Annotated in this window: 28 protein-coding genes and 1 tRNA gene; 22 read left to right on the top strand and 7 right to left on the bottom strand. The window is 72.1% G+C overall.

Annotation, left to right across the window (positions count from 1 at the left end):
• Positions 1-130: 130 nt before the first annotated feature.
• Positions 131-2,599 carry a PhoX family protein gene (locus ACT3CF_RS04590; RefSeq protein ID WP_478420712.1) on the bottom strand — a complete coding sequence of 823 codons (2,469 nt, stop codon included), beginning with the start codon at positions 2,597-2,599 and terminating at the stop codon, positions 131-133.
• A 157-nt stretch (positions 2,600-2,756) separates the two neighbouring features.
• On the opposite strand from ACT3CF_RS04590, the gene ACT3CF_RS04595 reads away from it, so the two are divergent.
• Genes ACT3CF_RS04595 through ACT3CF_RS04605 form a run of 3 tightly spaced genes read left to right on the top strand, consistent with a single transcriptional unit; the run spans position 2,757 to position 4,269 of the window.
• Positions 2,757-3,338, top strand: a complete 582-nt coding sequence (locus ACT3CF_RS04595; protein ID WP_478420713.1) for a hypothetical protein — start codon at positions 2,757-2,759, stop codon at positions 3,336-3,338.
• The gene (locus ACT3CF_RS04600; RefSeq protein WP_478420715.1) at positions 3,335-3,799 is read left to right on the top strand and encodes a hypothetical protein; all 465 of its coding nucleotides are present in this window, start codon (positions 3,335-3,337) and stop codon (positions 3,797-3,799) included. The genes ACT3CF_RS04595 and ACT3CF_RS04600 overlap by 4 nt, the downstream gene beginning before the upstream one ends.
• Entirely contained in the window at positions 3,790-4,269 is a 480-nt protein-coding gene (locus ACT3CF_RS04605) for a hypothetical protein (RefSeq protein ID WP_478420716.1), read from the top strand. The genes ACT3CF_RS04600 and ACT3CF_RS04605 overlap by 10 nt, the downstream gene beginning before the upstream one ends.
• Before the next feature lie 53 nt (positions 4,270-4,322).
• Here the strand turns inward: ACT3CF_RS04605 and gspD are convergent, their stop codons facing one another.
• From gspD to gspG, 5 genes are read right to left on the bottom strand one after another with little or no spacing between them, the layout of a single operon-like run.
• Complete coding sequence (gene gspD / locus ACT3CF_RS04610; protein ID WP_478420717.1) at positions 4,323-6,410, bottom strand: type II secretion system secretin GspD; 2,088 nt, start codon at positions 6,408-6,410, stop codon at positions 4,323-4,325.
• A 28-nt stretch (positions 6,411-6,438) separates the two neighbouring features.
• A complete protein-coding gene (locus ACT3CF_RS04615; protein WP_478420719.1) occupies positions 6,439-7,293 on the bottom strand; it encodes a type II secretion system protein N in 855 nt (284 codons plus the stop codon).
• Positions 7,290-7,667, bottom strand: a complete 378-nt coding sequence (gene gspI / locus ACT3CF_RS04620; protein WP_478420720.1) for a type II secretion system minor pseudopilin GspI — start codon at positions 7,665-7,667, stop codon at positions 7,290-7,292. The genes ACT3CF_RS04615 and gspI overlap by 4 nt, the downstream gene beginning before the upstream one ends.
• A complete protein-coding gene (locus tag ACT3CF_RS04625) occupies positions 7,664-8,155 on the bottom strand; it encodes a GspH/FimT family pseudopilin (RefSeq protein WP_478420721.1) in 492 nt (163 codons plus the stop codon). The genes gspI and ACT3CF_RS04625 overlap by 4 nt, the downstream gene beginning before the upstream one ends.
• Before the next feature lie 10 nt (positions 8,156-8,165).
• Entirely contained in the window at positions 8,166-8,636 is a 471-nt protein-coding gene (gspG, locus tag ACT3CF_RS04630) for a type II secretion system major pseudopilin GspG (RefSeq protein ID WP_478420723.1), read from the bottom strand.
• A 99-nt stretch (positions 8,637-8,735) separates the two neighbouring features.
• Between gspG and gspL the strand changes: the two genes are divergently transcribed.
• The 6 genes from gspL to ACT3CF_RS04660 are packed head-to-tail and all read left to right on the top strand — an operon-like array spanning position 8,736 to position 13,766.
• Positions 8,736-9,788 (top strand): type II secretion system protein GspL, encoded by a 1,053-nt coding sequence (gene gspL / locus ACT3CF_RS04635; RefSeq protein ID WP_478420724.1) that lies wholly within the window; start codon positions 8,736-8,738, stop codon positions 9,786-9,788.
• A gap of 8 nt (positions 9,789-9,796) precedes the next feature.
• Positions 9,797-10,285 (top strand): type II secretion system protein GspM, encoded by a 489-nt coding sequence (gspM, locus tag ACT3CF_RS04640; RefSeq protein WP_478420726.1) that lies wholly within the window; start codon positions 9,797-9,799, stop codon positions 10,283-10,285.
• Positions 10,282-11,856 (top strand): type II secretion system ATPase GspE, encoded by a 1,575-nt coding sequence (gene gspE / locus ACT3CF_RS04645; protein ID WP_478420728.1) that lies wholly within the window; start codon positions 10,282-10,284, stop codon positions 11,854-11,856. Before gspM ends, gspE begins: the two co-directional genes overlap by 4 nt.
• 2 nt (positions 11,857-11,858) lie before the next feature.
• Positions 11,859-12,173: a phage tail protein gene (locus tag ACT3CF_RS04650; protein WP_478420730.1), complete on the top strand. Its 315-nt coding sequence runs from the start codon at positions 11,859-11,861 to the stop codon at positions 12,171-12,173.
• A gap of 10 nt (positions 12,174-12,183) precedes the next feature.
• Positions 12,184-12,540: a hypothetical protein gene (locus ACT3CF_RS04655; protein ID WP_478420731.1), complete on the top strand. Its 357-nt coding sequence runs from the start codon at positions 12,184-12,186 to the stop codon at positions 12,538-12,540.
• Positions 12,540-13,766 (top strand): type II secretion system F family protein, encoded by a 1,227-nt coding sequence (locus tag ACT3CF_RS04660; RefSeq protein WP_478420732.1) that lies wholly within the window; start codon positions 12,540-12,542, stop codon positions 13,764-13,766. The genes ACT3CF_RS04655 and ACT3CF_RS04660 overlap by 1 nt, the downstream gene beginning before the upstream one ends.
• Positions 13,767-13,781: 15 nt before the next feature.
• On the opposite strand, the gene ACT3CF_RS04665 is transcribed toward ACT3CF_RS04660, so the two are convergent.
• Positions 13,782-14,474, bottom strand: coding sequence for a hypothetical protein (locus ACT3CF_RS04665; protein WP_478420733.1), 693 nt, complete (start codon positions 14,472-14,474; stop codon positions 13,782-13,784).
• Between the two features lie 26 nt (positions 14,475-14,500).
• On the opposite strand from ACT3CF_RS04665, the gene ACT3CF_RS04670 reads away from it, so the two are divergent.
• The 13 genes from ACT3CF_RS04670 (at position 14,501) to ACT3CF_RS04730 (ending at position 26,008) form a co-directional block, all read left to right on the top strand.
• On the top strand, positions 14,501-15,535 hold the full coding sequence (locus ACT3CF_RS04670) for an ABC transporter substrate-binding protein (protein ID WP_478420735.1): 1,035 nt from the start codon (positions 14,501-14,503) through the stop codon (positions 15,533-15,535).
• Entirely contained in the window at positions 15,532-16,080 is a 549-nt protein-coding gene (locus ACT3CF_RS04675) for a type II secretion system protein GspJ (RefSeq protein ID WP_478420736.1), read from the top strand. Before ACT3CF_RS04670 ends, ACT3CF_RS04675 begins: the two co-directional genes overlap by 4 nt.
• A gap of 23 nt (positions 16,081-16,103) precedes the next feature.
• Entirely contained in the window at positions 16,104-16,970 is an 867-nt protein-coding gene (locus tag ACT3CF_RS04680; RefSeq protein ID WP_478420738.1) for a type II secretion system minor pseudopilin, read from the top strand.
• Between the two features lie 104 nt (positions 16,971-17,074).
• The gene (locus tag ACT3CF_RS04685) at positions 17,075-18,646 is read left to right on the top strand and encodes a cytochrome ubiquinol oxidase subunit I (protein WP_478420739.1); all 1,572 of its coding nucleotides are present in this window, start codon (positions 17,075-17,077) and stop codon (positions 18,644-18,646) included.
• A gap of 13 nt (positions 18,647-18,659) precedes the next feature.
• Complete coding sequence (gene cydB, locus ACT3CF_RS04690) at positions 18,660-19,808, top strand: cytochrome d ubiquinol oxidase subunit II (RefSeq protein WP_478420741.1); 1,149 nt, start codon at positions 18,660-18,662, stop codon at positions 19,806-19,808.
• A 32-nt stretch (positions 19,809-19,840) separates the two neighbouring features.
• Positions 19,841-19,939, top strand: coding sequence for a cytochrome bd-I oxidase subunit CydX (cydX, locus tag ACT3CF_RS04695; protein WP_478420743.1), 99 nt, complete (start codon positions 19,841-19,843; stop codon positions 19,937-19,939).
• A gap of 446 nt (positions 19,940-20,385) precedes the next feature.
• Positions 20,386-21,036 carry a peroxiredoxin gene (locus ACT3CF_RS04700; protein ID WP_478421347.1) on the top strand — a complete coding sequence of 217 codons (651 nt, stop codon included), beginning with the start codon at positions 20,386-20,388 and terminating at the stop codon, positions 21,034-21,036.
• Positions 21,036-21,419 carry an ArsR/SmtB family transcription factor gene (locus tag ACT3CF_RS04705; RefSeq protein ID WP_478420745.1) on the top strand — a complete coding sequence of 128 codons (384 nt, stop codon included), beginning with the start codon at positions 21,036-21,038 and terminating at the stop codon, positions 21,417-21,419. The genes ACT3CF_RS04700 and ACT3CF_RS04705 overlap by 1 nt, the downstream gene beginning before the upstream one ends.
• 81 nt (positions 21,420-21,500) lie before the next feature.
• Complete coding sequence (locus tag ACT3CF_RS04710; protein WP_478421348.1) at positions 21,501-22,232, top strand: SDR family NAD(P)-dependent oxidoreductase; 732 nt, start codon at positions 21,501-21,503, stop codon at positions 22,230-22,232.
• Positions 22,233-22,369: 137 nt separating this feature from the next.
• Positions 22,370-23,722, top strand: coding sequence for an oxygen-independent coproporphyrinogen III oxidase (gene hemN / locus ACT3CF_RS04715; RefSeq protein ID WP_478420747.1), 1,353 nt, complete (start codon positions 22,370-22,372; stop codon positions 23,720-23,722).
• Positions 23,723-23,906: 184 nt separating this feature from the next.
• Positions 23,907-23,983: transfer RNA gene (locus tag ACT3CF_RS04720), tRNA-Pro, on the top strand.
• 383 nt (positions 23,984-24,366) lie between these two features.
• On the top strand, positions 24,367-25,230 hold the full coding sequence (locus tag ACT3CF_RS04725; protein WP_478420749.1) for a glycosyltransferase family 2 protein: 864 nt from the start codon (positions 24,367-24,369) through the stop codon (positions 25,228-25,230).
• A complete protein-coding gene (locus ACT3CF_RS04730) occupies positions 25,205-26,008 on the top strand; it encodes a ChbG/HpnK family deacetylase (protein WP_478420750.1) in 804 nt (267 codons plus the stop codon). The genes ACT3CF_RS04725 and ACT3CF_RS04730 overlap by 26 nt, the downstream gene beginning before the upstream one ends.
• Positions 26,009-26,013: the final 5 nt, after the last annotated feature.

Genomic DNA, 26,013 nt, shown 5'->3' on the forward strand with positions numbered 1-26,013 from the left:
GATCATGGTTCACACTGTAGAATTGTACCGAAAATGGTTCAAGATGACATTGTGAACCGATTGGGGTTCGCGGCAAGCAAACAGGGGGGAGGTCCGGTGAACCTCCCCCCTTTTGCAAGCGGCGGTGCGGTCAGAGGCCGACGATGCCGCCGTCGTTGCGCGTGACGACGACCACCGCCGAGCGCGGGCGGACCGAGGCGGCGGGGGTGCCGGACTGGCTGTCGGGCCAGTGGCTGGTGGGTGCGGCGGCCTTGCCTTCCTCGCCCGGGTGCTGGATGCCGACGAACAGCGTGCGGCCGTCGGGGGTCGAATCGATGCCGGTGATCTCGCATTCGACCGGGCCGACGAGGAAGCGCCGGAGCGCCGCCGCGCCGGGGGCGGCGCCGATCCGCGTCGCCTGGACGGCGGTGTTGCCCTTGCTGTCACGGTTGGTGATCGAGCGCGCGCCGCCGTCGCCGACGGTGCCGGGAAGCGCGGCGAGCAACATGCAGTTGGTGACGTCGGTATAGGCGCCGTCGTCGGTTTCGATCCACAGCAGCGGCTTGACCTGGCCGCCGGCATGGCTCGGCCGGGCAAAGGCGAGGCCGTCGGGGCTGGAGAAATCCTGATCGCCGGTGAGGCCCGACAGGTTGATGTTGGTCGCGTCGAGATCGGCGCCCGCGCCGAACAGATAGATGTCCCAGGTGAAGCCGGTCGCCTCGGTCGAGTTGCCCGTTTCCCGGAGCCGGATGATGTGGCCGTTGGGGTTGCCGTACTGCGCCGTCGCGCCCGCGCCCTTGGGATCGTTATAGTGGCGCGGATTGGCGGCGTCGGTGCCGTTGAGCGGGCGGCCGCTTTCGCTGTTGTTGGTGAGCGTCAGATAGACCTCGCCCGTCACCGGGTTGACCGCGGTCCATTCGGGGCGGTCCATCGGCGTCGCCCCCTGTGCATCGGCGGCGAGGCGCGCGTTGACGAGCACGTCGGCCTGATCGGCAAAGGGATAGGCGGCATAGGCGGCGGTGACGTTGCCGGTGCCGAACACCAGCGGCAGCCAGGTGCCGGTGCCGTCGGCGTTGAAGCGCGCGACATAGAGCGTGCCCGCGTCGAGATATTTGTCGCCGATCGCCAGCCGGTCGGCGGCGTTGGCATCGGCTTCGGCCCAGGGCGTCGCCGACACGAACTTGTAGAGATATTCGCGGCGCGCATCGTCGCCCATGTACCAGGCGGGCTTGCGCCCCGCGACGAAGGCGCCGGGCCAGCAGCCTTCATGCCCCAGCCGGCCGAGCGCGGTGCGCTTGCGCGGCGTGGCGGCGGGGGCATAGGGGTCGATTTCGACGACCCAGCCGAACTGGTTGGGCTCGTTGCGGAAATCGTCGGTCGCGGTCGCGCCGGTCGCGCGCGCATCCCAGCGGCGGAACAGCGTGTTGGCGGGATCGGCGGGCACCACCGTCGACCAGCGGTTGTTGCCGGTGGTGCTCGTCACGCCATAGCGGGCGAGCGCGGCGCGTTCGCGGGCCGAGCGCGCGGCATCGTCGCCGCTGCGCAGGAAATAGCCGGCCCAGTTTTCCTCGCAGGTGAGGCTGGTGCCCCAGGGCGTCGTGCCGTTGGCGCAGTTGTTGATCGTGCCGCGCCCGGTGGTGCCGGTCGGCGAATAGGCGGTCCGGAGCAGGTCGGAACCCTTGGCCGGGCCGTTGAACGCCATCGGCGTGTTGGGCGTGATGCGGCGGTTGAAGCTGCTCGCCTGCACCGTCGCCCAGGTGCGGTTGGCACCCTCGGCCACCTCGGTGACGCTGACGCCGTGGCATTCGATCTCCTTGATCGCCTCGGCCTCGGGGCGCGCGCCGTTGACGAGCGTGGGGCCGTCGGGGTGGAGATAGGCGCTGGTGATGTTTTCGTGGTTCTGGACGAGCAGCCCGCGCGTCGAGCTGGTCGCGTCGCGCGTGCCCGCGGCGTTGAGGCCGTACCAGTAGAGCGCGTCGCCGTGATCGCCGATGCGCTGGGCGAAATTGGTGTCGGTGCCGTCATTCCTGTACGCGGGCACGTTCGCCGCGATCGGATCGCCGAGGCGGTTGATGACCTGGACGGTATAGCCCGCCGGGACGGTGACGACGTCGTTGCGGTTCTTGGCCACGGCGGTGAAGCCGAGCTGGGCGGGGTTGACGGTGACGGTCGCGGTCGCGGTCGACATCGACTTGCCGTCGGTCGCCGCGATCTGGAACACGAGATCGGTCGGCGCGGCGACCGCGGGGGCCATGAAGCTGGCGACCGGCGTGGTCGCGCCCGACAGCGTGACGGCGGGACCGGCGGTCTGCGTCCAGGCGACCTTGTCGAGGCGGTTGTTGTCGGTCGCGCTGCCTTGCAGCGTCACCATGCGCCCGGCGCTGGTGGTGATCGACTGGCCCGCGCTGACGACGGGCGCGGGATCGATCGAGTCGTTCGAATCGCACGCGGCGAGGAGCGAGGTGCCGAGCGTCGCGGCGACGATCGCCGAGCCGCCGCGCAGCGTCTGGCGACGCGACAGCCGCTGGTCGGCGAGCATGTTGAGCGTGGGCGCGGTCGAGCGGTTGGTGTCGATGTCGCCGTCGGAATAGGCGAACGGCGCAAGCGTCTGTTCAGTCATGGAAACCCCCTCATGTCCCGGCGGATCGGGCCGGGTCGCGCGAGGGGTGTGCGCGGCGGCGGCTACGCGGCGATGCAAGCACGGCGACGGTTCGATGACGATCCTGCGGTTTTTGTTACATTTTGCCTCGCGCGGCCGGCGGGGCTAAGCGCGGGGGATGGACGCAGGCCCCCCCGATCCGATCGTGCCCCAAGCCGCCGCGACGCCGAGCCTGGCCGAGCGGATGGCGGCGGCGGTGCGGGCACTCCCCGTGCGGGCGCGGCCGGGCGGTGCGGCGCGCGCGGCAGGCGGGGCGGGGCAGGCCGGGGCCGGGGCGGGACGCGCCGGCTGGGCGATCGTCGCGTTGCTGTGCACGGGACCGCTGGCGGCGAGCGCGGCGGCGGACTGGCTGCGGCACGACGCGGCGGCGCGCGCGGCGGCGACGGCGCAGGCGAGCGCGCCCGCCCGTGCCCGCGCGGCGGCCCATGCGGCGGCGCATGCCGAGCTGGCGCGGGCGGCGCGCGTTCCCGGCGTCGCGGCGACGCTCGACGCCCTGGCGGCGGCGCTGCCCGACGATGCGCGGCTGGTGCGCGCGGCGCGCGGCGGCGACGGCGTGGTCGAACTCGACATCGCGACGCCCGATCCCGACCGGCTGCGCGAGGCGCTGCGGCGCACGCCCGCGCTCGCGCGCTTTCGCAATGTCGGCCAGCACCGCGACGCGACGGGCATGGTCGCGACGTTCCGCGAGGGCGGCGCGTGAGGGCGCCGGGGCTGCGCAGCGCCTGGGCGATCGGCGGGGCGGGGGCGCTGTTGCTCGCGCCGCTGGCGGGAACCGCGCTGGGGCGGCTGGCGACGGCGCGCGCCGCGCTGGCGACCGCGCGAGCCGAGGCCGCGGCGGTGCCGCGCACGACGCCGCCGCTGGTCGGACCGGGGCTGGCGATCGCGGCGCCCGACGCGGTGGCGGCGCGCGACCGGCTGACCGCGCGGCTGGTCGCGCTGGCGCGGGCCGACGGGCTGCTGGTCGAACAGACCGCGCCGGCGGCGGCGGCCCCGGCGCTGGCGGCGGTGCGGCTGTCGGTTTCGGGGAACGAGAAGGCGGTGCTGGCCTTTGCCGACGCGGTCGAGCGCCAGCCGCCGCTGGTGCGGCTGCGCAACTGGCAGCTCGTGCCGGTGCCGGGCGGCGTCCGGCTGACCGGCGAGGCTGTGGCGGCATGGCAATGACCCCGCGCGAACGCCGTCACCTGATCGCGGCGGGCGCGATCGCGGTGCTGATGCCGCTGACGGTGCTGGCGCCCATCGGCACGACGCGGCCCGCGCGGAGCGGGACGAGCCGCCCGGCGGCGATGCCGCCGCTGACGCTCGACCCCGGCGCGGCGCCCGACGCCGCCTATCGCCGCCGGCTGTTCGCCGAGGTGCCGCTGACCGCGCCGGGCACGATCGGCGGCGCGAGCGACGCGGCGGCGGCGGGCGGCGAGGCGGGCGCGGCGACCGGCGGCGCGCCGCAACTGGTCGGCATCGTCGGGCGGCTGGGGCAGGACGCGGTCGCGCTGGTGCGTGACGCGGGCGGACAGACGCGCACGCTGCAGATCGGCGAGAGCATCGACGGCTGGCAGCTCGCCGCGCTGGCGATCGACGCGGCGTTTTTTACCCGCGGCGGCGAGCGGGTGCGCGTGGCGCTGCCCGCGGGCTGAACCGTAAGGGCGGCGGGGCGCGGGGCGCGGGGCGCGGCGCGCGGCCGCCGCCGTCAGTAGATCCCGTCGATCTCGACCTTGAGCCGCACCGGCGGCGGCGCGAGCAGCAGGCTGGAGCGGCGCGTATTGTCGACCTCTTCGGCGCGCAGCCGGGCATATTTGTCCTTGGCCGCCGTCGCCGCATCGGCGGGATCGCGCAGGATCGTCGGCTTGAGGAAGATGAACAGCGTGCGCTTCTGGTGGCTTTCCGCACGGCTCTTGAACAGCTCGCCGACGATCGGCAGGTCGCCGAGGATCGGCACCTGGCGGCGCACGTCCATGTAGTCGTCGCTGATGAGCCCGCCGAGCACGATCGTCGCGCCGTTGTCGGCCAGCACGGTGGTGTTGATCGCGCGCTTGTTGGTGATGAGGTCCGACGCGCCCGAAACGGTGGTGGGCGCGATCGCCGACGCTTCCTGATTGACCTGAAGCCGGATCGTGTCGCCCGCGTTGATGCGCGGCAGGATGCGCAGCGTGATGCCGACGTCGCGACGCTCGATCGTCGTATAGGGCGTCGCCGAGCTGGAGCTGGTGAGGATCGAGCCGGTGACGAACGGCACGTTCTGGCCGACGACGAGCTCGCCCACCGAATTGTCGACCACCGAGATCTGCGGCGTCGACAGCAGGTTCGACTTGGACGAGGTGCCGAGCGCCTGGACGAGCAGCGAGAAATCGTCGCCGATGGTGATGTTGCCGGTGAGCCCCTCGCCGAGCAGCGTGCCCGCGGGGACGCCGAGCGTCTTGAGGATCGTGCCGAGCGACGGACCGACCTGGCCGAACGAGGTCGCCGCGCCCTTAACGCGGTTGAGCACCGCGCCGTTGGTGCCGAGCTGGATCGCGAGCGATTCGGCGGCGTCGCCGGTGATTTCGGCGATCGCGGCCTCGATGATGACCTGGGGGCGGCGGACGTCGAGATCGGTGATGAGCGGTTCGATCGAGGCGATCGCCGCGGGCGCGCCGCGCACCACCACCGCATTGAGTTCGGGCGCGGGCTGGACGGTGAGATCGGGGGTCGAGAAACCCTGGGGCGTCGGGCGCGGGCCGGACTGCATCACCGGCTGGCTGGGCGCCGTGCCCGACTGGGGCGCGTTGGCGCCGCCGGGCGCGGCGCCGCCATTGGCGCCGGCCGGCCCGCCGAGTCCGGTGCCGCCCGCGGCGGTGCCGCTGAGCCGGGCGAACGGATTGGCGTTGCGGTCGCCCAGGCTGCGCGCGACCGGATTGTCGACCGATTCGCCCTGGCCGAGCACGCCGCGCAGCACGTCGGTGACGGTTTCGGCATCGGCATAGTTGAGCCGGAACATGCGCGTGATCGGCGTCGCGCCGCCGGGCTGGTCGAGCGACACCGCGATCCGCCGCGCCTCCGCCACCGCAGCGGGGGTGCCGCGCACGATCACGGTGTTGCTGCGCAGATCGGCCGCGACGCGCGCGCCGGTGCCCGAGGCGGCGTCGCCGAGCACGGTCTGAAGCGACTGGGCGACGTCGGCGGCGTTGCCGTTGCGCAGCGGGATCGTCGTGAAGCTGGCGCCGCTGCCGCCGTCGAGCTGGCGCGCGATCGCCTCGATCCGGCGGACATTGTCGGCATAGTCGGTGATGACGATCGCGTTGGGGCTCGTCATCGGTTCGACGCTGCCGAAGGTCGCGACGAGCGGGCGGACGACGCGCGCGACATCGGCGGCGGGGACGTTGGCGAGCCGCACCATCCGCGTCACCAGTTCCTGCCCCGAGGCGCCGCGGCTGGGCACGCCGCCGTCGCGCACCGCATTGGCGGCGGGAACGATCCGCCACGCGCGGCCCGAACGCACCGCGGCGAAGCCGTTGGCGCGCAGCACCGACTGGAACAGCTCCCACACCCCGGCGGGCGAGAGCGGGCTGGCCGAGGTGACGGTGACGACGCCCTTGACCGCCGGATCGAGGATCAGCGTGCGCCCGGTGATGCGCGAGATCTGGTCGGCGACATCGGCGATCTCGATCCCGCGCATGTTGATGACGATGTCGCCCGCCTGCCCCTGGGGAGCGGCGGCGGCGGCTTGCGCGAAGGCGACCGAATCGAGCGCGGTTCCGGCAAGGGCGAGCGCGGCGAGCGTGGTTCGGATCAGGGGCACGGGCTTTCTCATCAGCGAATCGGGCTCATCAGCGGATCGGGACGGTCAGCGTGATTCGCCGTCCGTTGCGAAGGATCTGGACCTGGGCGGAACCGCTCGACTGGGCGGCGGAAAAGGCGGCGTTGGCGGCGACCGGATCGGTGAGCGCGTTGCCGTTGACCGACTGGATGACGTCGCCCGGCACCATGCCCGGCGGGGCATTGTCGCCGATGCGATAGCCGCCGCCGGGGGCGGGGCTGGCGTCGAAGCGCTGGAGCAGCGTCGAGGCGGCGGCAGGGGGCACCGCGGAAAGCGTGCCGGGCGCGTTGGCGACGCCCTGGACGAGCGGCGACTGGGCGGGCGCGGCGCCCTGGGCCGGCGGCTGGCCCGGACGCTGGCCCTGCGCCGCCGCCTGGCGCTGTTCGGGCGTGAGCGTGGGGTCGGGGAAGGCGAGATATTCGGCGCGGCCGCCATTGGTGAGAAGAACGCGATCGCGCAGGATCGCCTTGATCGTCGCGCCGTTGACCGCATCGCCGACATGGAAGCCGCGCGCGGCCTGGCCGCTGACCGCGATGAAGGCGGTCGACAGCGCGTCGGGCACCGCGGCGACGACGCCGCGCAGTTCGAGCGGGAGGCCGGTCGGCTGGCCCATCGCATCGGCATCGGCCTTGCCGAACGGCGCGAAGGCGAGCGCGGGCGCGACGTCGGTGACGGGCGCCGGGCCGGCGCCGCGCGCGCCCGGCGGCACGAGGATCGCGCCGGTGCCGGCATGGCCCGCGATCCGCCAGGTGAGCCCGGCGAGCGCGACCGCGACCGACACGACGACGAGCGCGGTCGTCACGTCGAGCAGCGTGCGCTGCTGGCGCGGGGTGAGCGAAAGTGCGGAATTGAAACGAGGTTTCATCCGGTCCGTCCGTCGACGAAGCCGTCGAGCGATGCAAGGGGTGCCGTTTCGCCGAGCGCGAAAACCTGGATGCGGACGCGGTTGATTTCGGGGTCGTCGGTGCGCAGCCGCGCGACCGCGATGCGCCAGCGTTCGCCGAGCATTTCGACCGGCGCATCGCCCGCCGCGGCGGGGATGCGCGCCTCGAGCTCGGCCAGCCGGTTTTCGGCGACCCACATCGCCGCGCTGCGCCGTTCGACGCCGCGCGTCGAATCGATATGCGCCTCGACCGTGCGCATCAGCCCGACGGTGGCGATCGCCAGCACCGCGAGCGCGACGAGCGCCTCGATCAGCGAAAAGCCGGTTTGCGATGCGGGGGGCGCGGGCGCGGTCATGCGGCGGGCGCCGGCCCGGCCTGGACGTTGAGGCCGTCATAGCGCACCCGCCAGCGGCGCGGCCCGGCCTCGACCGTCGCCGAGAGCGGCCGGCCCGCGCCGTCGACGCCGAGCACGACCGGCGGGCGCACGTCGAGCCGCAGCGTGATGCCGCCGGGAAGCCGGTGGAAGCCGAGCGGGGTGTCGGCGGCGAAGGGCGTCGCGGTGCCGTCCTCGCCGATCGCGGCGAAGCCATAGCCGTCGGGCGCGACGGTGAAGACGATCCGCCGGTCGCCGAGCATCGCGTCGTCGGCCGCCGCCTGAAGCCGCGTCGCGAGGCGGCGCGCCTCGGTCTCGACGCTGGGCGCGCGCGTCGCGCTGCCGATGCCGAGCGAGACCGCCCCCGCCATCACGCCGATGATCGCGAGCACGACGAGCAGCTCGACGAGCGTGAACCCGGCCTGACCGGCGTGCCGCGCGACGGCGAAAGGGGCGGCCGGGCGGGGCACGTCGCGCCGGTCAGCGCTTCTTGACGATATCGGCGTCGACGCCCTCGCCGCCGGGCTTGCCGTCGCGGCCGAGCGTGCGAATCTCGTAGGTCGAGCCGTTCGACTGATAGAGATAGGGGCGGCCCCACGGATCCTGCGGCGGGGTGGAGACATAGCCGCCGTCGGGGAAGCTGGTGGGGAGCGGCGGGATGTTGGTCTTTTCGGCGAGCGCCTTCAGCCCCTGTTCGGTGGTGGGATAGGCGCCGTTGTCGAGCCGGTAGGTGGCGAGCGCGGTGCCGATCGTCGACAGGTCCGATTGCGCGGTGGTCGCCTTGGCCTGATCGGGCCGGCTCATCACGTTCATCACGACCATGCCCGCGATCACCGCGATGATGACGAGGACGACCAGCATCTCGATCAGCGTCAGCCCCGCCTCGCCCGGCGCGACCGGGTTCGGCTTGCGCGGTGCGGCAAGCGGTGCGATGTCACTAAACTGTTTCAAAACTATGCGCATCCCAAACCCATGCGTCCTGCCCATGAAGCTAATGTGACATCCACCGCGCGAGCCCTTCGTGCGCCCGATGCGGCGGCGTCCCCCTCCATGGGCGTCTGGACGCTGGAGGGCGACCGCCCGATCATAGCCGCCGGGGATGGCCCGGCAACCATCCTTGTGCCCGGCGAGGCGGTAAGGCTGATGTGCGTCGACCTGCCGGTGGCGGGAATCGCCCGGCGGCGCGAGGCGCTGCCCTTTGCGATCGAGGACCAGGTCGCCGAGCCGGTCGAGTCGCTCCATCTGGTGCTCGGCCCCGAAATCGCGCCGCGCCGCCACCTGGTCGCGGTGGTGAGCCATGCCGTGATGGCGCAATGGGGGGCGATCGCCGATGCCGCGGGGCTGGGCCATGCCGCGATCGTGCCCGACCCGCTGAGCCTGCCCGTGCCGCCGCCGGGCGAATGGCTCGCGGCGGCGGCGGGGCCGCGCGTGCTGGTGCGCAGCAGCGACGGCACCGGCTTTGCGTGCAGCGCGGGCGTGCTGGGCGCGGCGTGGGAGGCGGCGGGGCGACCCGCGGTGACGGCGCTCGACGCGACGCTGCCCGCGCCGCTCGACGGCGCGCCGGTGGTGCCCGCCGCGCCGCTGGGCGCGCGCGTCGCCGATGCGGCGATCGACCTGCGCACCGGGCGCTATGCGCGGCGGACGCCGATCGCCGCCGGGTTCGGGCGGCGGCTGGGCTGGGTGGTCGGGCTGGGGCTGGCGGCGCATCTGGTGATCGCGCTGGCCGACACCGCGATGCTCGACGTGATCGCCGGGCGGCGGGCGAGCGAGGCGCGCGCCGCGGCGGCGCTGGCCGCGCCGGGCGTCAGCCTGGGCGACGACCTGGTCGCGAGCGTCACGCCGCTGCTGCCGCATGGAAGCGCCCCCGCGCCCGACCGGTTCCTGCCGCAGCTCGTGCGGATCTCGGCCGCGCTCGCGCCGCTCGGCCCCGACGCGGCGGTGCGTTCGATCCGGTTCGACGGCGCCGCGATCGCGATCGAACTGGCGGGCGCCGGGCCGGGGCTTGCCGCACGCATCGACACGGCGCTACGCAGCGCAGGCATCGCCGCGCGCGTTGCACAGGATGCGAACGGAACGATCCGCGTCGCGACGAGCAACGGGTGAGACAGGCGATGGCACGGATGCCCGCGATCGAGGCTGCGCTGGCGCGATTCGACGGCTGGTGGGGCGAGCGCACGCCGCGCGAGCGCCGGATGCTCGCCGGGCTGGCGCTGTTCCTGGGCGCGGTGTTGCTCGTTTACGGCATCGTCAAGCCGATCCAGGCGGCGCGCGCCGACGCGCTGGCGCGAATCCACAGCTATGAGACGCTGACCGCGCGCATCCGCGCCGCGGGGACGCTGGCGGGGCAGGCGACGGCGCCGCTGCGCCAGGGGCCGGCGGCGCGGCTGGCGAGCGACGCGGCGAGCGCGGCGGGGCTGGTCGTCACCGCCGAGCCGAGCGGCGCGGGTGCGCGCGTGACGATCCGCGACGGGCGATACGATGCGATGCTCGGCTGGATCGCCGAACTCGACCGGACGACCGACCTGCGCGTCCGCACGATCGCGATCGACCGCGGATCGGCGCCGGGGATGGTCCACGCCGTGGTGGAGCTGGCGCGATGAGCGCGGAGACGGCGGGGCTGGCGATCGGCGCGGCCGACGGCAGCCCGTCCGACGCAGGCGCCGCGGTGCCGGGGGCCGACGGCCGCCGCGCCGATGCGCGGCCGGTGGTGGTGCCGACGCTCCCCTATGGCTTTGCGCGGCGGCAGGGCGTGGTGCTGCGCCCTGATGCCGACGGGCAGGGGCTGACCTGTTTCGCGCGCGCGGATGCCGGGCTCGACGCGCTGCTGGAGATCCAGCGGCTGGCGCCGGGCGCGCGGCTGGCGCGCGTGAGCGACGCGGCGTTCGATGCCGCGCTCAACCAGGCCTATGCCGAAAGCGCGGGCGCCGCCGCCGATTTCGACCTGGGCGACATGGACCTGGCCGCGCTGGCCGACAGCGCCGCGAGCGTCGACGACCTGCTCGACACGCGCGACGATGCGCCGGTGATCCGGCTGATCAACGCGCTGCTGATGGAAGCGGTGAAGGAAGGCGCGTCGGACGTGCATGTCGAGACGCAGGAGAAGCGGCTGGTCGTCCGTTTCCGCATCGACGGCGTGCTGCGCGACCGGATCGAGCCGCCGCGCGCGCTGGCGCCGCTGCTCGTCAGCCGGATCAAGGTGATGGCCAAGCTGGACATCGCCGAGCGGCGCGTGCCGCAGGACGGGCGCGTGACGCTGCGCATCGGCGGGCACGACGTCGATGCGCGCGTTTCCACCATCCCGACGCAGCATGGCGAGCGCGTCGTGCTGCGCCTGCTGGAGAAGGGCTCGCTGAAGCTCGATCTGGCCGGGCTCGGCATGAGCGAGCGCGACCAGGCGGTGTTCGGCCGGCTGCTCGAGCGGCCGCACGGCATCCTGCTCGTCACCGGGCCGACCGGATCGGGCAAGACGACGACGCTCTACACCGCGCTCACCCGGCTGAACGACCGCAAGCGCAACGTGATGACGGTCGAGGACCCGATCGAGTACGAGCTGGCCGGGGTGGCGCAGACGCAGGTCAACCCGCGCACCGACATGACCTTTGCCCGCGGGCTGCGCGCGATCCTGCGCCAGGACCCCGACGTCATCATGGTCGGCGAGATCCGCGACCACGAGACCGCGCAGGTGGCGGTGCGATCGGCGATGACAGGGCATTTCGTGCTGTCGACGCTGCACACCAACAGCGCGGTGGGATCGGTGACGCGGCTGATCGACATGGGCGTCGAGCGCTATCTGCTGGCGCCGATGGTGGTCGGGCTGTGCGCGCAGCGGCTGGTCCGGCGGCTGTGCCCCGACTGCCGCCGCGAGGACGTGGCGAGCGAGGCCGATTCGCTGTTGCTCGGCGGCGCGCTGCCGGTGGGGGCGCCGGTGTGGCGCGCGACGGGCTGTGCGCGGTGCCATGACGAGGGCTATCGCGGGCGCGCGGGGCTGTACGAGGTCGTGGCGGTCGACGACGCGTTCCAGAAGATGATCCATGACGGCGCGTCCGAGGCCGATCTGGAAGCGGCGGCGCGGCGCGACAATCCGAGCCTTCTCGACGACGGGGTGGCCAAGCTGCGCGCGGGCGTCACCACGGTGGACGAAGTCGCGCGCGTCGTTCGCGAGGAGCTGTAGCCATGTCGCCGCCGATGCCGCCCGTGCCGCCGATGCCGCCGATGCGCTCGATGATGGACGCCGAGACGGGCAAGCCGCCGATTGGCGCGGTGCTGCCCTATGCCGGGCCGGCAGCGACGCCGCAGGATCAGGCGAATCTGGCGGCGTGCTGCTGGCTGGTGTGCGATGGGCACGAACTCGCCTGCGCCGAATATCCGATGCTGTTCGCGGTAATCGGCGCGACGCAAGGCGAGACCGGCGGCCGCTTTCGCCTGCCCGACCTGTGCCGCGCGGCGCCGTTCGGTGCGGGGCTGACGCCGATCATCCGTTACCGCTGAGATGGCGGACATGCCCGCAGACGAGGGACGGCTCGGCTTTTTCGACTGTACCGCGACGGGGCCGGGCCGGACGCTGGTGTGCAGCGTCGCGATCGACGGGCGCGCGATCCGCGGGCGGTTCGATCCGTCGCCGCTGGCGCACGGTGCGGGCTATCTGATCCCGATCAAGCGCGGGAGCTGGATGGGGCAGCGCTATGCGCTCGCCTATCTCGACCCCGCGGCGCGCAGCGTGCGCGTGATCGGGCGCGGACGGCGTTACATGCGGCTGTTGGGCATCGCGGGCGCCGACCTGTGCTTTGCCGCCGATCCCGACGGGCGCAAGCGGCGGGTGATCCACCTTGCCCCCGAACGCAACGGGAGAGACTGATGCCGGCCTATGCCTATCGCGCGGCCGACCGCACGGGCGCTGCCCGCAAGGGCGTGATCGAGGCGTCGAGCCCCGCCGCGGCGCGCGCGATGCTGCGCGAACAGGCGCTGTTGCCGCTTTCGGTCGAGCCCGCAGGCGCGCGCGGGCCGGCGCTGGGCGGCATCCGGCTGCCCAGCCTGCGGCGCGGGACGCTGCCGTCGCGCGCGCTGGCGACGGCGACGCGGCAGATCGCGACGCTGGTCGGATCGGACATTCCGGTCGAGGAGGCGTTGCGGCTGGTCGCGGGGCAGGACGACCAGCCCGCGGTGCGCACCGTGCTGATGGACGTGCGCGCGGCGATCCTCGACGGGCGCAGCTTTGCCGCGGCACTGGCGCGCCACCCCAAGGCGTTCCCCGAATTCTATCGCGCGTCGGTGGCGGCGGGCGAGGCGTCGGGGCGGCTGCCCGACGTGCTGGGGCACCTTGCCGAATTCGTCGAGAACCGCCAGGCCAACGGCCAGAAGCTCCAGCTTGCGCTGCTCTATCCGGCGCTGCTCGCGCTCGTGTCGTTCGGGATGATGACGTTGCTGATGGTCTATGTCGTCCCCGACATCGTGCGCGTGTTCGTTTCGCGCGGCGCCGACCTGCCGCTGCTGACGCGCGCGCTGATCGCGTTCAGCGCGTTCATCCAGCATTTCGGCGGCTGGCTGGTGCTGCTGGTCGCGCTGGGGCTGATCGGGTTCGGGCGCTGGGCGCGCGTTCCCGCCAACCGGCTGCGGCTCGACCGCTTCTTTGCCGAGCATCGTCCGTTCCGCCGGTTCAGCCGCCAACTGAGCGCGGCGCGCTTTGCCGGCAGCCTGGCGACGCTGGTGGGGAGCGCGGTGCCTCTGGTCGAGGCGCTGAACGCCGCGGCGGCGGTGACGCCGAACCGCTGGGTGCGCGAAAAGGCGCTGGGCGTCGCTGCGCGCGTGCGCGAAGGCATCAGCCTGCGCGCCGCGATGGCCGAGGCCGACGTGTTCCCGAGCATGCTCGTCGCGATCGTCGCGAGCGGCGAATCGAGCGGACGGCTGGCGCCCGCGCTGGGCCGCGCGTCGGGCGAGCTGGAGCGCGAGCTCGACGCGCTGGTCGCGACGCTGGTGGCGCTGGTCGAGCCGCTGGTGCTGCTGGTGATGGGCGGGCTGGTGCTGCTGATGGTGCTGGCGATCCTGTTGCCGATCATCAACCTCAACAACCTCGTCGCGCTGTAACCCGGCGCGGACGGGTCAGAGGCCCGCCTCGATCCGCGCGCCGGGCGGCAGGCCGAGGAACGGCAGCGTCGTCACGCCGTCGGGTGTCGCCTCGATCGCGAGCCGTCCGTCCCCGGCCAGATCGAAGCGGACGAGCGTGCGCCGCCGTTGCGTCGCGGGGACGACGCGGATCTGGCTGTGCGTGCCGAGCCGCTGGGCCTCGATCGCGAGCGCGGGGACGGGGGTGTCGACCCCGCCGCGGCGCGCGCGGCAGCTTCCCGGTTCGGTCTGGGCGCGGCCGACGATCGCGCGTTCGCCGCCATGGACGGCGATCCGATCGAACGCGAGCTGCATCGGCATCGTGCAGGTGAAGGGAAGATCGGGCTGAAGCGCCTGAAGCAGCGTGCCGTCGGCGGCGCCGGCCACCTTGTCGAGCACGACGCGCCCGCCGGGATGGACGAGCATCCGGCCGCGCAGATCGGTGCCGGTGCCGTTGGCGCTCCAGTCGGCCGCGAAGCCGAGGCTGGTGAGCGAGCGCAGCGGCGCCATCTGCCACGCCAGCCGCAGCCCGCCGGCAAGCCCCGCCTCGCCCGCCCAGATCGTGCCCGCCACCCCGGTGCGTTGCGGCGTGTTGCGGAACAGCAGGCCGGCGGGCGCCGTTGCCAGCATCGCGACGGCATAGGCCACTATGCCGATGGCGGCAAAGACGATAATAGGCCGGCGAGCCATATCACCCCCAGATCCCGGAGAAGGCAATGGACCGCCGGTCCCTGCTGAGGTTGCTGCAAACGGGCCTGGTCGCATCGGCGGCATCGGGCGTCTTTCCCTCTCGATCGATCGCGGGCGAGCGCAAGGACACGCGGCCCGTCGCCCTGCTGGTGCCGCTGACCGGCCCGCGGGCAGGGCTGGGGCTTAGCATGCGCCAGGCCGCGTTGCTTGCGGAAAACGCCGCCTATCTGGCGCCGTTCGACACCGGCGGCACCGCCGCGGGCGCGGCGGCGGCCGCCGCGGCGGCGCTGAAGCGGCGGCCTGCGCTGATCCTGGGGCCGCTGGGCGCCGAGGAGGTGCCCGCGGTCGCATCGACCGTGGCGGGGCGCGTGCCGGTGATCGCCTTTACCAACGACGCGGTGCTGCGCGGCCCGGGCACCTATGTCTTCGGCATCACGGCGGGGCAGGTGACGAGCGCGATCCTGCGCTATGCGCGCAGCCGCGGCGTGCGGTCGGTGACGGTGGTCGACGACGGCAGCGCGTGGAGCGCGGCGGCGGCGCTGGCGGCGGGCAAGCTGGAGGGCGAGCTGGGGCTGACCGTGAAGGTCGTGCCGCCGGCGGCGGCCGCGCCCGGGGCGGGCGAGCCGGCCGATGCGGTGCTGTTGCCCGGAAGCGGCGAGGCCGAGTTGGCGATCGCGCGGACGATGCGCGCGGCGGGGGTGCAGGTGCTGGGGACGCTCCAGGGGCTCGATTACCGGCCGCAGGCGCTCGAGGCGCTGGAGGGCGCGTGGCTGGCCAGCCCCGACCCGGGCGCATTCGCGCGCTTTGCCGGCGCGTTCACCGAGCGCAACGGCGGCGAGCCGGGGATGATCGCGGCGCTTGCCTATGACGCCGCGGGCATCGCCAACACGCTGCGCGACGCGCGCACGCTGAGCGCCGAGGGGCTGCTCGACGCCAAGGGATTCCAGTGCGTCACCGGCCCGGTGCGGTTCCGTACCGACGGATCGGTCGCGCGCGATCTGGCGATCCTGGTCGCGCGGCCCGACCGATACGAGACCGTGGCGATGAGTTCGGGCGCGTGAGCACCCGGCCGCCCGGCGACGCGGCGGGCTTCACGCTGATCGAGCTGATGGTCTCGCTGGGGCTGTTCGCGCTGATCGCGGTGGCGGGCCTCGCGCTGGTCGACGGCATCCTGAACGTCCAGCAGCGCACCGAGGCGCGGCTCGACCGCGTCGCCGACCTGCAGCGCGGGCTGTTCGTCGTCGCGAGCGACCTGGAGCAGATCGCGGGCGGCGACCTGACGGGCAATGCGGCCGGGATCGCGTTCCAGCGCGCCGCGCCCGGCATGGGCGGCGTGGCAGTGCCGGTGCGCTATGCCACGGCGGGCGGCGCGCTGGTGCGCAGCGTCGGGGCGGCGCCGCAGCCGGTGCTGACCGGGGTGAGCGGCGCGCAATGGCGATATTGGGACAATGGCTGGAGCGACCATTGGCCGCGCGACGAGGCGGGCAAGCATCGCTGGCCGCGTGCCGTGGCGGTGGAGATGCGCGTCGCGCTGGGCAGCGGCGGGACGGGGACGCTGCGCCGCGTCGTGACGCTGCCCGTCCGCGCGGAGGAGCCCCGGCCATGAGGCCGCCGCGCGACGAGCAGGGAATGATTCTGATCAACGTGCTGATGTACGTCGCGATCGCGGCGGGACTGGTGCTGTTGCTAATCAATCGCGAGGAGCTGGCGCTCGACCGGGCGACGCGATCGCGCGAGGCGGCGCGCGCGCTGGCGGTGGCGCGCGGCGGCGAACTTTCGGCGCTGGTCGCGCTGCGCCGCGACGCCGAGACCGCGCCCGAGAGCGACTATGCGGGCGAGGCGTGGGGCAGGCTGGCCGAGCGCGGCGCGCCGATCGAGGGCGGGCGGTTCGAACTGGCGATCGCCGACGCGCAGGACCGGTTCAACATCAACGGCGTGCGCAGCGGCGACGTGGGCGCGAGCATCCAGTTCCTGGCGATCGCGCGCGAGGTGGGGCTGACGCAGGAACAGATGGTCGCGGCGATCCAGTATGTGCGGCTGAACGGCCCGCTGACCGACCTGACGCCGCTGCGCACCATGGGGGTCGATGCCAGGGTCGCCGCGCGGCTCGAACGGCTCGTCACCGCGCTGCCGGGGACGACGACGATCAACCTCAACAGCGCGAGCGCCGAGGTGATGGCGCTGTTGTTCCGCGACCCGGCGACGGTGGCGCGGCTGATCGCGATTCGCGACCAGCGCGGCTATCTGACCCCCGACGACCTGTCGCGGATGAGCGTGACGATGCCGAGCGGCGCCGATTTCCGGTCCGACCGCTATTGGGTGCGCACGCGCGTGACGATCGGCAGCACGCGCCAGCAGATCGCGACGCTGATCCGGCGGCGGCGCCTGGCCGACGGCAGCGCGGTGGCGGAGCCGGTCGAGCGGTGGCGCAACGCCGCGGTGCCGCCCGCCGCCCCGGGCTTTCCGGCGCCCGCCGGGGGTGACGCCGCGCACTAAGGGGAAACCCTGGGACAAAATGTCACATTTACTGAATTTCACATAAGGCGTAATCATACCCTCAGCCCGGCGGGAGTCCCGCCGTTTCTGAAGGACGTGAAGCCATGGACATGGCGGTGATCGAGCTGTCGCGGCTGCAGTTCGCGCTAACAGCTCTCTACCATTTTCTGTTCGTGCCCCTGACGCTGGGGCTTTCGTTCATGCTCGTCATTTTCGAGAGCATCTATGTGATGACCGACCGCCCGGTGTGGCGGCAGGTGACCCGGTTCTGGGCCAAGCTGTTCGGCATCAACTTCGTGCTCGGCGTGGCGACGGGCCTGACGATGGAATTCCAGTTCGGCACGAACTGGGCCTATTATTCGCACTATGTCGGCGACATTTTCGGGGCGCCGCTGGCGATCGAGGGCCTGATGGCCTTCTTCCTCGAGGCGACGTTCGTCGGCCTGATGTTCTTTGGCTGGGACCGTATGTCGAAGCGGGCGCATCTGGGCGTGACCTTCATGGTCGCGCTGGGTTCGAACCTGTCGGCGCTGTGGATCCTGGTCGCGAACGGCTGGATGCAGCATCCCGCCGGCGCGGTGTTCAACCCGTCGACGATGCGCATGGAAGTCTCCGACTTCATGGCGGTGCTGTTCAACCCGGTGGCGCAGGCCAAGTTCGTCCACACGGTGAGCGCGGGCTATGTGACCGCCGCGGTGTTCGTGCTGGGCGTTTCGTCGCTGTTCCTGCTGCGCGGGCGCTGGCAGCCGGTCGCGCGCCGTTCGTTCACCGTGGCGGCGGCGTTCGGGCTGGCCGCGTCGCTTTCGGCCGTCGTGCTGGGCGACGAGAGCGGCTATGCGCTGAGCGACAACCAGAAGATGAAGCTCGCCGCGATCGAGGCGATGTGGCACACCGAGCCCGCACCGGCCGGCTTTGCCGCATTCGGCCTGCCGAGCAACGCGACGCGCGAGACCGCCTATGAGATCAAGATCCCGCACCTGCTGGGCCTGATCGCGACGCGCAGCCTGACCGGCGAGGTGACCGGCATCTATGAACTGGTCGACCAGGCGCGGGCGCGCGTGCGCAGCGGCATCCTGGCCTATGACGCGGTCGAGCGGCTGAAGGTCAACCGCAACGACGGAGCGGCCCGGGCGCAGTTCGAGGAAAATCGCGGCAATCTGGGCTATGGCCTGCTGCTCAAGCGCTTCGTCGACGATCCCCGCCGGGCGAATGCGCAACTGATCGACCAGGCGGCCTGGTCGACCGTGCCGAACGTGCCGGCGATGTTCTGGGTGTTCCGCGCGATGGCGGGGCTGGGCTTCTTCTTCATCGCCTTTTTCGCGACCGCCTTTGTGCTGGCGACGCGGCGCCGGTTCGACCGTCGCTGGTTCCTGCGCGCGGCGGTGTGGATCATCCCGCTGCCGTGGATGGCGGCCGAGTTCGGCTGGATCCTGGCGGAAATCGGCCGCCAGCCCTGGGCGATCGACGGCGTGCTGCCGACGTTCCTGGGCACGTCGGACCTGACCGTCCCGCAACTGTGGACAACGATCGCGGGCTTCACGCTGCTCTATGGCACGCTGGCGGTGATCGAAGTGCGGCTGATGATCGAATCGATCCGCAAGGGCCCCGAGCCGCTGGAAGCGGCGACCGCCCCGGCGCCCGCGTCGAGCGGCTATGCGCCGATCGCGGCCGAATGAGGAGGCAAGGACAATGGCAATTCCCCTCGATTATGACATTCTGCGCCTGATCTGGTGGGCGCTGATGGGCGTGCTGCTGATCGGCTTTGCGCTCACCGACGGCTTCGACCTGGGCAGCGCCGCGCTGCTGCCCTTCGTCGCGCGCAACGACGAAGAACGGCGCATGGTCATCAACGCGATCGGCCCGACCTGGGAAGGCAACCAGGTGTGGCTGATCCTGGGCGCGGGCGCGATCTTTGCCGCGTGGCCCTTTGTCTATGCCGTTGCCTTTTCGGGCTTTTACCTGGCGATGTTCCTGGTGCTTTCGGCGCTGATCCTGCGCCCGGTCGGGTTCAAATACCGTTCGAAGCGCCCGGGCAAGGCGTGGCGCACGGGCTGGGACTGGGCGCTGTTCGTCGGCGGCTTCGTGCCGGCGCTGGTGTTCGGCGTCGCGGTGGGCAACGTGCTGAGCGGCGCGCCCTTCCGTTTCGACAGCGACCTGCGGCTGCATTATGCGGGCACGCTGCTGGGGCTGTTCACGCCGTTCACGCTGATCGCGGGGCTGCTTTCGGTCGCGATGCTGGTGCTGCACGGCGCGGGCTGGCTGTCGCTCAAGATCGAGGACGGCCCGGTGCAGGCGCGCGCGCAGGCCTATGGCCGCGTGGCGGCGGTGCTGGCGGTGCTGCTCTATGCCGCGGGCTATGCGATGCTCGCCTGGGGCGGGCTGGGCTTCCACATCGACGCGTCGGCGGGCGCATCGGCGCCGTCGAACCCGCTTGATACCACGAGCGTCGCGGCCGCGGGCGGCTGGCTGGCCAATTACGCCGCCTATCCGTGGCTGTGGGCGGCGCCGATCGCCGGCTTTGTCGGCCCGGTGATCGCCTTTGCCGGGATCAGCCGGCGGCGCGGCGCGCTGGTGTTCACGGGTTCGAGCCTGGCGACGATCGGGATCATCGCGAGCGTCGGCGCGTCGATGTTCCCCTTCATCCTGCCGAGCACGATCGACGCGCATTCGAGCCTGACGGTGTGGAACGCCTCGTCGAGCCACCTGACGCTGTTCGTGATGCTGATCGTCACCTTCATCTTCCTGCCGCTCGTGCTGCTCTACACGGCCTGGGCGTTCAAGGTGATGTTCGGCCGCGTGACGCTGAACGACGTGCGGACCAACCCCGACTTCTATTGACCGCGCACGCGGTTTCCGACGGGAGATTTTCGATGTGGTATTTCGCCTGGGTTCTGGGACTTGGCCTGGCCGTCGCCTTCGCGGTGCTCAACGGGCTGTGGCACGAGATCGGCGCAACCGACGAGAAGTGAGGGGTTGCGCCTGAACGACGCGTCGCCGGGCGGCAGGCGCCCGGCGGTGCGGGTGGCGCGGCGCGATTCAGCCCCGTGATCCGCGCCACCCCCTGGTTTCCCGCGGCGCGCATTCCCCCGAATGCGGTCGCGGACCCTGGATATGGACGCCGGCCGCCGGAGCGGTGTTCCAGCAGGCCGGCGCCGCAGGCCGTCGCGCCACCGCGCGCCAGCCCGCCTGATTGCCCGGACGGCCTCCACCCAGGCCGCCGAAGCAGCGGCCTGTTTCCCCCGGACCCGAAGGCGCCGCCTTGCGCTGGATCATGGACGCGGGCGCCGACGGGCGGCAGGTGAATGCGCCCGATGCGATTGATTATTCGCTTTCTGCATCTATGTATATTACCGGATGGGCCGGGTAAAATTTTGATAACGGACCGTTTTTGGGGCGAGGAGGGTTGGTGATGCCGATGCAGTCGCACGATAGCCCTTCGCCCGCGCCGATCGCGATCGGCGAAGAGGCGCCCAATTTTACCGCGCGCAGCACGCAGGGCATGATCTCGCTCTCCGATTATCGGGGGCGCTGGCTGGTGCTGTTCTCGCACCCGGCCGATTTCACGCCGGTGTGCACGAGCGAGTTCATGGCGATCGCGCACGCGGCGCCGCGATTCGAGGCGCTGGGCTGTGCGCGGCTGGCGCTGTCGGTCGACAGCCTGTTCTCGCACTTCGCCTGGCTGCGGATGATCCGCGATTCGCACGGCGTCACGATCGACTTCCCGATCCTGGAAGACCCGACGCTGGAGATCGCGCGCGCCTATGGCATGGTGCCGCCCGACGCCGCCGACGCATCGGCAGTGCGCGCGACCTATTTCCTCGATCCGCAGGGAATCCTGCGCGCCTCGACCTTCTATCCCGCGACGATCGGCCGCTCGGTCGACGAGATGCTGCGGATCGTCGCGGCGCTCCAGCGCGTCGCGGGCGGCGACCTGCTGGCGCCCGAAGGCTGGCAACCGGGCGGCGACCTGCTCGCGATGCCGCCGCAGGATGCCGCCGACGTGCTGGGCGCCCAGGGCGCGACCGACTGGTTCTATCGCCGCGTCGCCGACCGGGGGGATGCGTGATGGCGAGCCGCGCCGCCCAGGATTTCGAGGCGGAGGCCGAGGTGCTGCGCGCGATTGCGCATGCGACGCGGCTGGCGCTGCTCCACGCGCTGATCGGCGGCGAGCGATCGGTGGGCGAGATCGAGGCGGCGACGGGGGTGGGCCAGCCCGCGCTGTCGCAACAGCTTGCGGTGCTGCGCAAGGCCGACCTGGTCGAGACGCGGCGCGACGCCAAGCAGGTCTTTTACCGGATCAGCGTCCCCCGGATCGCAAGCGTGCGCGCGCTGATCGACGCGCTGGCGCCGTTGCCGGGCGAGGTGGCGGCGCTGGCGCGGCCGGTGACGCCGGGCGGCGTCTATGGCCGTACTGCCGCGACCTTTGCGCGAGTCGAGCCGCGCCGCTGATCGGCGGCAGCCGGGACGAAGAGCGGCGACTGGGCCTTGGGCCATCTGGCGTCGGCGACGCCGGTGCGCGATGACCGGGCGATGGAGATCGGCTTTCCCCCGTCCGCCGGTGCGTGCGTCTTTGGCGCGGGCGGCGGCATTGGCGGGGCGCTGGTCGACGCGCTGGCGGCGATGCCGGGGATCGCGCGGATCGATGCGGGGGCGCGGACGGCGCCCGCCGATGCCGGATGCGTGCACGGCTTTGCCTTTGACCTGGAGGACGAGGCGACGATCGCGGCGGCGGCAGAGCGGCTCGCCGCATCGCCGCCGCGGCTGGTGATCGTCGCGACGGGGCTGCTCCATGCGGCGGGAATGGCGCCCGAAAAGTCGCTGCGGATGCAGTCGGCCGACGCCTATGCCCGTGCCTTTGCGATCAACACGATCGGCCCTGCGCTGATCGCCAAGCATGTGCTGCCGCTGCTGCCCCGTCGGGGAAGGACGGTGTTCGCGGTGCTTTCGGCGCGGGTGGGGTCGATCGCCGACAACCGGCTGGGCGGCTGGCATGCCTATCGCGCGTCGAAGGCCGCGCTGAACATGGTGGTGCGCAACCTGGCGATCGAGACCGCGCGGACGCACCCCGAGGCGGTGGTGGCCGCGCTGCACCCCGGCACCGTCGCGACCGGGCTGTCGGCGCCGTTCCGCGGGCGCGTGCCGCCCGAGCGGCTGTTCACGCCCGCAACGGCGGCGGCGCATCTGTTGCGCGTGATCGGGGCGCTGACCCCGGCGGACAGCGGCGGGCTGTTCGCATGGGACGGCCAGCGCATCGCGTTCTGACGCGCGGCGGGCGTGAACCGGTGCGGGCGGCGCGGGCGCCCATCCGTAATTTCCACAATCGGGGCCTCCCCAAGCGCCGATCATGGCGCGAGCGGCTAGGGGAAGGTTGACTGCCGATCCGTATCAGGAGCCTGGACGTGAAGCCCGAGATCGTTGCGCGTTATGCGGACCGCCCGCTGCCGCGCTACACCAGCTATCCCACCGCCCCGCATTTCGCCCCCGGGGTGACGCCTGCGGACTATGCCGGCTGGCTGGCCGCGCTGCCGCGCGACGAGGCCGTATCGGTCTATGTCCATGTGCCCTTCTGCCGGTCGATGTGCTGGTATTGCGGGTGCCACACGACGATCACCGCGCGCGACACGCCGGTGATGCGCTATCTCGACGCGCTGGGCGCCGAGATCGACTGGGTTTCGCAGGCGATCGGCGCGCGCGTGCCCGCCCGGCACCTGCATTTCGGCGGCGGCACGCCCAGCCTGATGCCGCCCGAGGCGTTCAGCGCGCTGATGGCGCAATTGCGCCGCGCGTTCGACCTGGGCCCCGATGCCGAGGTGGCGATCGAGCTCGATCCGCGCACGCTCGACACCGCGATGATCGAGGCGCTGGGCACCGCCGGCGTCACGCGCGCCAGCCTGGGCGTCCAGAGCTTCGACCCCAAGGTCCAGCAGGCGATCAACCGCGTCCAGAGCTTCGAGCAGACGGCGGCGGCCGCGAACGGGCTGCGCCGCGCAGGCGTCGCGGGCGTCAATTTCGACCTGATCTATGGCCTGCCGTTCCAGACGGTCGAGTCGTGCCGCGAGACGGTGGCGCAGGCGCTGGAACTCGCGCCCGACCGCTTCGCCGTGTTCGGCTATGCCCATGTCCCCAATTTCAAGCAGCACCAGCGCAAGATCGATACCGCCGCGCTGCCCGACGGCCGCGCGCGGCACGAGCAGGCCGAGGCGATCGCCGAGCAGTTGCAGGCGGCGGGTTATGTCCGCATCGGGCTCGACCATTATGCGCGGCCCGACGACGAGCTGGCGCGCGCCGATGCCGAACACCGGCTGCACCGCAATTTCCAGGGCTATACCACCGATGCGTGCACGACGCTGATCGGGCTGGGCGCGTCGTCGATCGGGCGGCTGCCGCAGGGCTATGTGCAGAACGCGACGCTGATCGGCGATTATCAGCGGCGGGTCGATGCCGACGGGACGGCGATCGCCAAGGCGCGCGCCTTTGCCGGCGAGGACCGGCTGCGCGCGACGATCATCGAGCGGATCATGTGCGATTATCGCGCCGACCTGGCCCAGATCTGCGGATCCTATGGCGCCGATGCGCAGGCGCTTCTGGCGCACGCGCAGGGGCTGGGCGAGCTGGTCGCCGACGGGCTGGCGCGGGTGAAGGGCACCGTGGTCGAGGTCGACGATGCGGCGCGGCCGCTGGTGCGCGCGGTGGCGGCGGCGTTCGACGAGTATCTGGGGCAGGGGCCGGCGCGGCATTCGCGCGCGATCTGACGCCCGCGAAAAAGGCCGTCGAAAAGGGCGGAAAACCGCGCCGTGCGGCGGCGGCGCGGAAAAAAATCGGGAGAGGGATGATTTTGGCATCACAAACGCTTGACGCCCGCCCGGAACGCCCCTTATAGGCGCGCCTCCAAGCTAAACCGGTCTGCCCCCGAAGGCGTGAAGGACCGGCCTCCGTCGGGGAGTAGCTCAGCCTGGTAGAGCACTGTGTTCGGGACGCAGGGGCCGGAGGTTCGAATCCTCTCTCCCCGACCATTTGGCTTTCAATGCGGTGGCAAACGCCGCAATTTCCCGCCAGATCCGGTCGTTGACGTGGCAAGGCCCGCGGTTGCGCGGTGCATTGCCGCCGTTCGACGGAAATTTTCGACCCCGTTTGTCCATGCGCCGATTCCTGGCCGCAGCCGGCGCATGCGCGCGCCGCGCGGCGCGTGAGCGTCGGCCGATAAACCCCCGCCACTGAAATTTTTTTGCGCGCGCCCGTGCGGGTCCGCCGACGCTGCGTCGTCCTTGATATCGGGTGGGGGAAGTCTGGTCGCGGCCAGCGCCGCGCACGCGCCATGGGGCAGGCGCGTGCGCCGGCAACGCATCGGTCGCACCCGAAATCCGCCCGCCCGGTTCGAAGCACAGGGCGCGAGTAAATGTATCTGGACCTTGCACAGGATCGATTCGGCCGCGGGCACCGGCGGGCGTCGTCCGACTGGACGGTGATGATCCCGTTCTTCAACGAGCGCGACTATCTGGCCGACACGATCGCGAGCCTGGCCAAGCAGACGCTGCCGTTCACGCTGATCCTGGTCGACAACGGTTCGACCGACGACAGCGCCGCCGTGGCTGCGGCGGCATGCCGTGCGCACCGGATCGACCATCTGCTGATGACCGAAGGCACGCCGGGCAAGGTCGCCGCGTTGCGGGCGGGGCTGGGCTGGGTCCGCTCGCGCTGGGTCGCGACATGCGACGCCGACACCATTTACCCGCCGCATTACCTGGAAGCCGCGCAGGCGATCCTCGAACGCCCCGGCACGGTCGTCGCCGGCGCCTATTTCGTGCCGCCCGCGATGGGCCGGATCGCCCATGCCGCCGAGGCGCGCCGGTTCCTGACGGCGACGCGGCTGTTGCCGCGCCAGTGCCATGCCGGCGGCGCGGGCCAGGCGTTCTGCACGCAGACGCTGCGCGCCGTCGGCGGGTTCGACCGCAGCCGCTGGAACTATGTGCTGGAGGATCACGAGATCATCCACCGGATGATGCGCCGCGGCACCATGGGCTATTCGGAGGCGATGTGGTGCGTGCCGTCGCTGCGCGAGCGCGACCGCGATTCGATCCGCTGGACGCTGTTCGAACGGCTGCTCTATTCGGCCGCGGCGCCGGTCGCGGGCGACTGGTTCTTCTATCGTTTCCTGGCGAAGCGGCTGTCGCGCCGCCGCCTGTCGAGCCACCGCATCCGCGAGCGGCAATATCAACATATCGAAGGGCCCGTGCTTGTCCCGTCTCATTCTGTGCGCTGACGATTTCGCCTATTCGCCCGAGATCAGCGAAACGATCGTCGGGCTGGCCGAGACAGGCAAGATCAACGCGATCAGCTGCATGACGGTGATGCCGGGGTGGCGCGCCGACAGCCGGCTGCTGGCGCGCGTGCCCGACCATGTCGCGATCGGGCTGCACCTGACGCTGACCGGCGAGCCGCCGATCACCGCGATGCCGCGCTTCGCACCGCGCGGGACGATGCCCGACATCGACCCGCTGACGCGGCGCGCGGGCCGGTGGCAGGTGCCGCTGGACGAGGTGGGCGTCGAGGTCGCGGCGCAGTTCGAGGCGTTTGCCGCCGCGCTGCGCCGTCCGCCCGATTTCGTCGACGGCCACCAGCATTCGCACGCGCTGCCGGGCATACGCGACGTGGTGCTGGCCGAGACCGCGGCGCGCGCGCCGGGGGCGTGGGTGCGCGATTGCAGCGAGCGCGTGGCGGCGATGCTCGCGCGGCCCTTTGCCGGCAAGGCGATCGGCAGCGCCTGGCATTGCCGCGGGCTGCGCGCGGCGGCCGACGCGCTGGCGCTGCGCACCAACCGGGGCTTTGCCGGGCATTACGGCTTTGCCGGCGACTATGCCGCGCTGTTCCCGCATTTCCTGAAGCGACCCGGGCCGATGCACCTGGTGATGTGCCACCCGGGCGCCGGGCAGCGCACGGGCGACACGATCGCCGCGGCGCGCGTGCGCGAGGCCCGGGCCTTGCACGCGATGCCGATCGACCGCATGGCTGCGGCGGCGGGCCTGGCCTTTCCGGCCTGATCCGC

The sequence above is a fragment of the Sphingomonas chlorellae genome, assembly GCF_056485145.1.

Bases quoted from the DNA above. Each gene is read 5' to 3' on its own strand.
- ACT3CF_RS04725 (WP_478420749.1), top strand. From the start codon at position 24,367: ATGTATCTGGACCTTGCACAGGATCGATTCGGCCGCGGGCACCGGCGG.
- gspL (WP_478420724.1), top strand. From the start codon at position 8,736: ATGGGCGTCTGGACGCTGGAGGGCGACCGCCCGATCATAGCCGCCGGG.
- ACT3CF_RS04595 (WP_478420713.1), top strand. From the start codon at position 2,757: ATGGACGCAGGCCCCCCCGATCCGATCGTGCCCCAAGCCGCCGCGACG.
- ACT3CF_RS04710 (WP_478421348.1), top strand. From the start codon at position 21,501: ATGGAGATCGGCTTTCCCCCGTCCGCCGGTGCGTGCGTCTTTGGCGCG.
- ACT3CF_RS04605 (WP_478420716.1), top strand. From the start codon at position 3,790: ATGGCAATGACCCCGCGCGAACGCCGTCACCTGATCGCGGCGGGCGCG.
- ACT3CF_RS04665 (WP_478420733.1), bottom strand. From the start codon at position 14,474: ATGGCTCGCCGGCCTATTATCGTCTTTGCCGCCATCGGCATAGTGGCC.
- gspI (WP_478420720.1), bottom strand. From the start codon at position 7,667: ATGACCGCGCCCGCGCCCCCCGCATCGCAAACCGGCTTTTCGCTGATC.
- ACT3CF_RS04680 (WP_478420738.1), top strand. From the start codon at position 16,104: ATGATTCTGATCAACGTGCTGATGTACGTCGCGATCGCGGCGGGACTG.
- gspM (WP_478420726.1), top strand. From the start codon at position 9,797: ATGGCACGGATGCCCGCGATCGAGGCTGCGCTGGCGCGATTCGACGGC.
- cydX (WP_478420743.1), top strand. From the start codon at position 19,841: ATGTGGTATTTCGCCTGGGTTCTGGGACTTGGCCTGGCCGTCGCCTTC.
- ACT3CF_RS04615 (WP_478420719.1), bottom strand. From the start codon at position 7,293: ATGAAACCTCGTTTCAATTCCGCACTTTCGCTCACCCCGCGCCAGCAG.
- gspE (WP_478420728.1), top strand. From the start codon at position 10,282: ATGAGCGCGGAGACGGCGGGGCTGGCGATCGGCGCGGCCGACGGCAGC.
- ACT3CF_RS04590 (WP_478420712.1), bottom strand. From the start codon at position 2,599: ATGACTGAACAGACGCTTGCGCCGTTCGCCTATTCCGACGGCGACATC.
- ACT3CF_RS04700 (WP_478421347.1), top strand. From the start codon at position 20,386: ATGCAGTCGCACGATAGCCCTTCGCCCGCGCCGATCGCGATCGGCGAA.
- ACT3CF_RS04650 (WP_478420730.1), top strand. From the start codon at position 11,859: ATGTCGCCGCCGATGCCGCCCGTGCCGCCGATGCCGCCGATGCGCTCG.
- ACT3CF_RS04705 (WP_478420745.1), top strand. From the start codon at position 21,036: ATGGCGAGCCGCGCCGCCCAGGATTTCGAGGCGGAGGCCGAGGTGCTG.
- ACT3CF_RS04655 (WP_478420731.1), top strand. From the start codon at position 12,184: ATGCCCGCAGACGAGGGACGGCTCGGCTTTTTCGACTGTACCGCGACG.
- ACT3CF_RS04685 (WP_478420739.1), top strand. From the start codon at position 17,075: ATGGACATGGCGGTGATCGAGCTGTCGCGGCTGCAGTTCGCGCTAACA.
- cydB (WP_478420741.1), top strand. From the start codon at position 18,660: ATGGCAATTCCCCTCGATTATGACATTCTGCGCCTGATCTGGTGGGCG.
- ACT3CF_RS04660 (WP_478420732.1), top strand. From the start codon at position 12,540: ATGCCGGCCTATGCCTATCGCGCGGCCGACCGCACGGGCGCTGCCCGC.
- ACT3CF_RS04670 (WP_478420735.1), top strand. From the start codon at position 14,501: ATGGACCGCCGGTCCCTGCTGAGGTTGCTGCAAACGGGCCTGGTCGCA.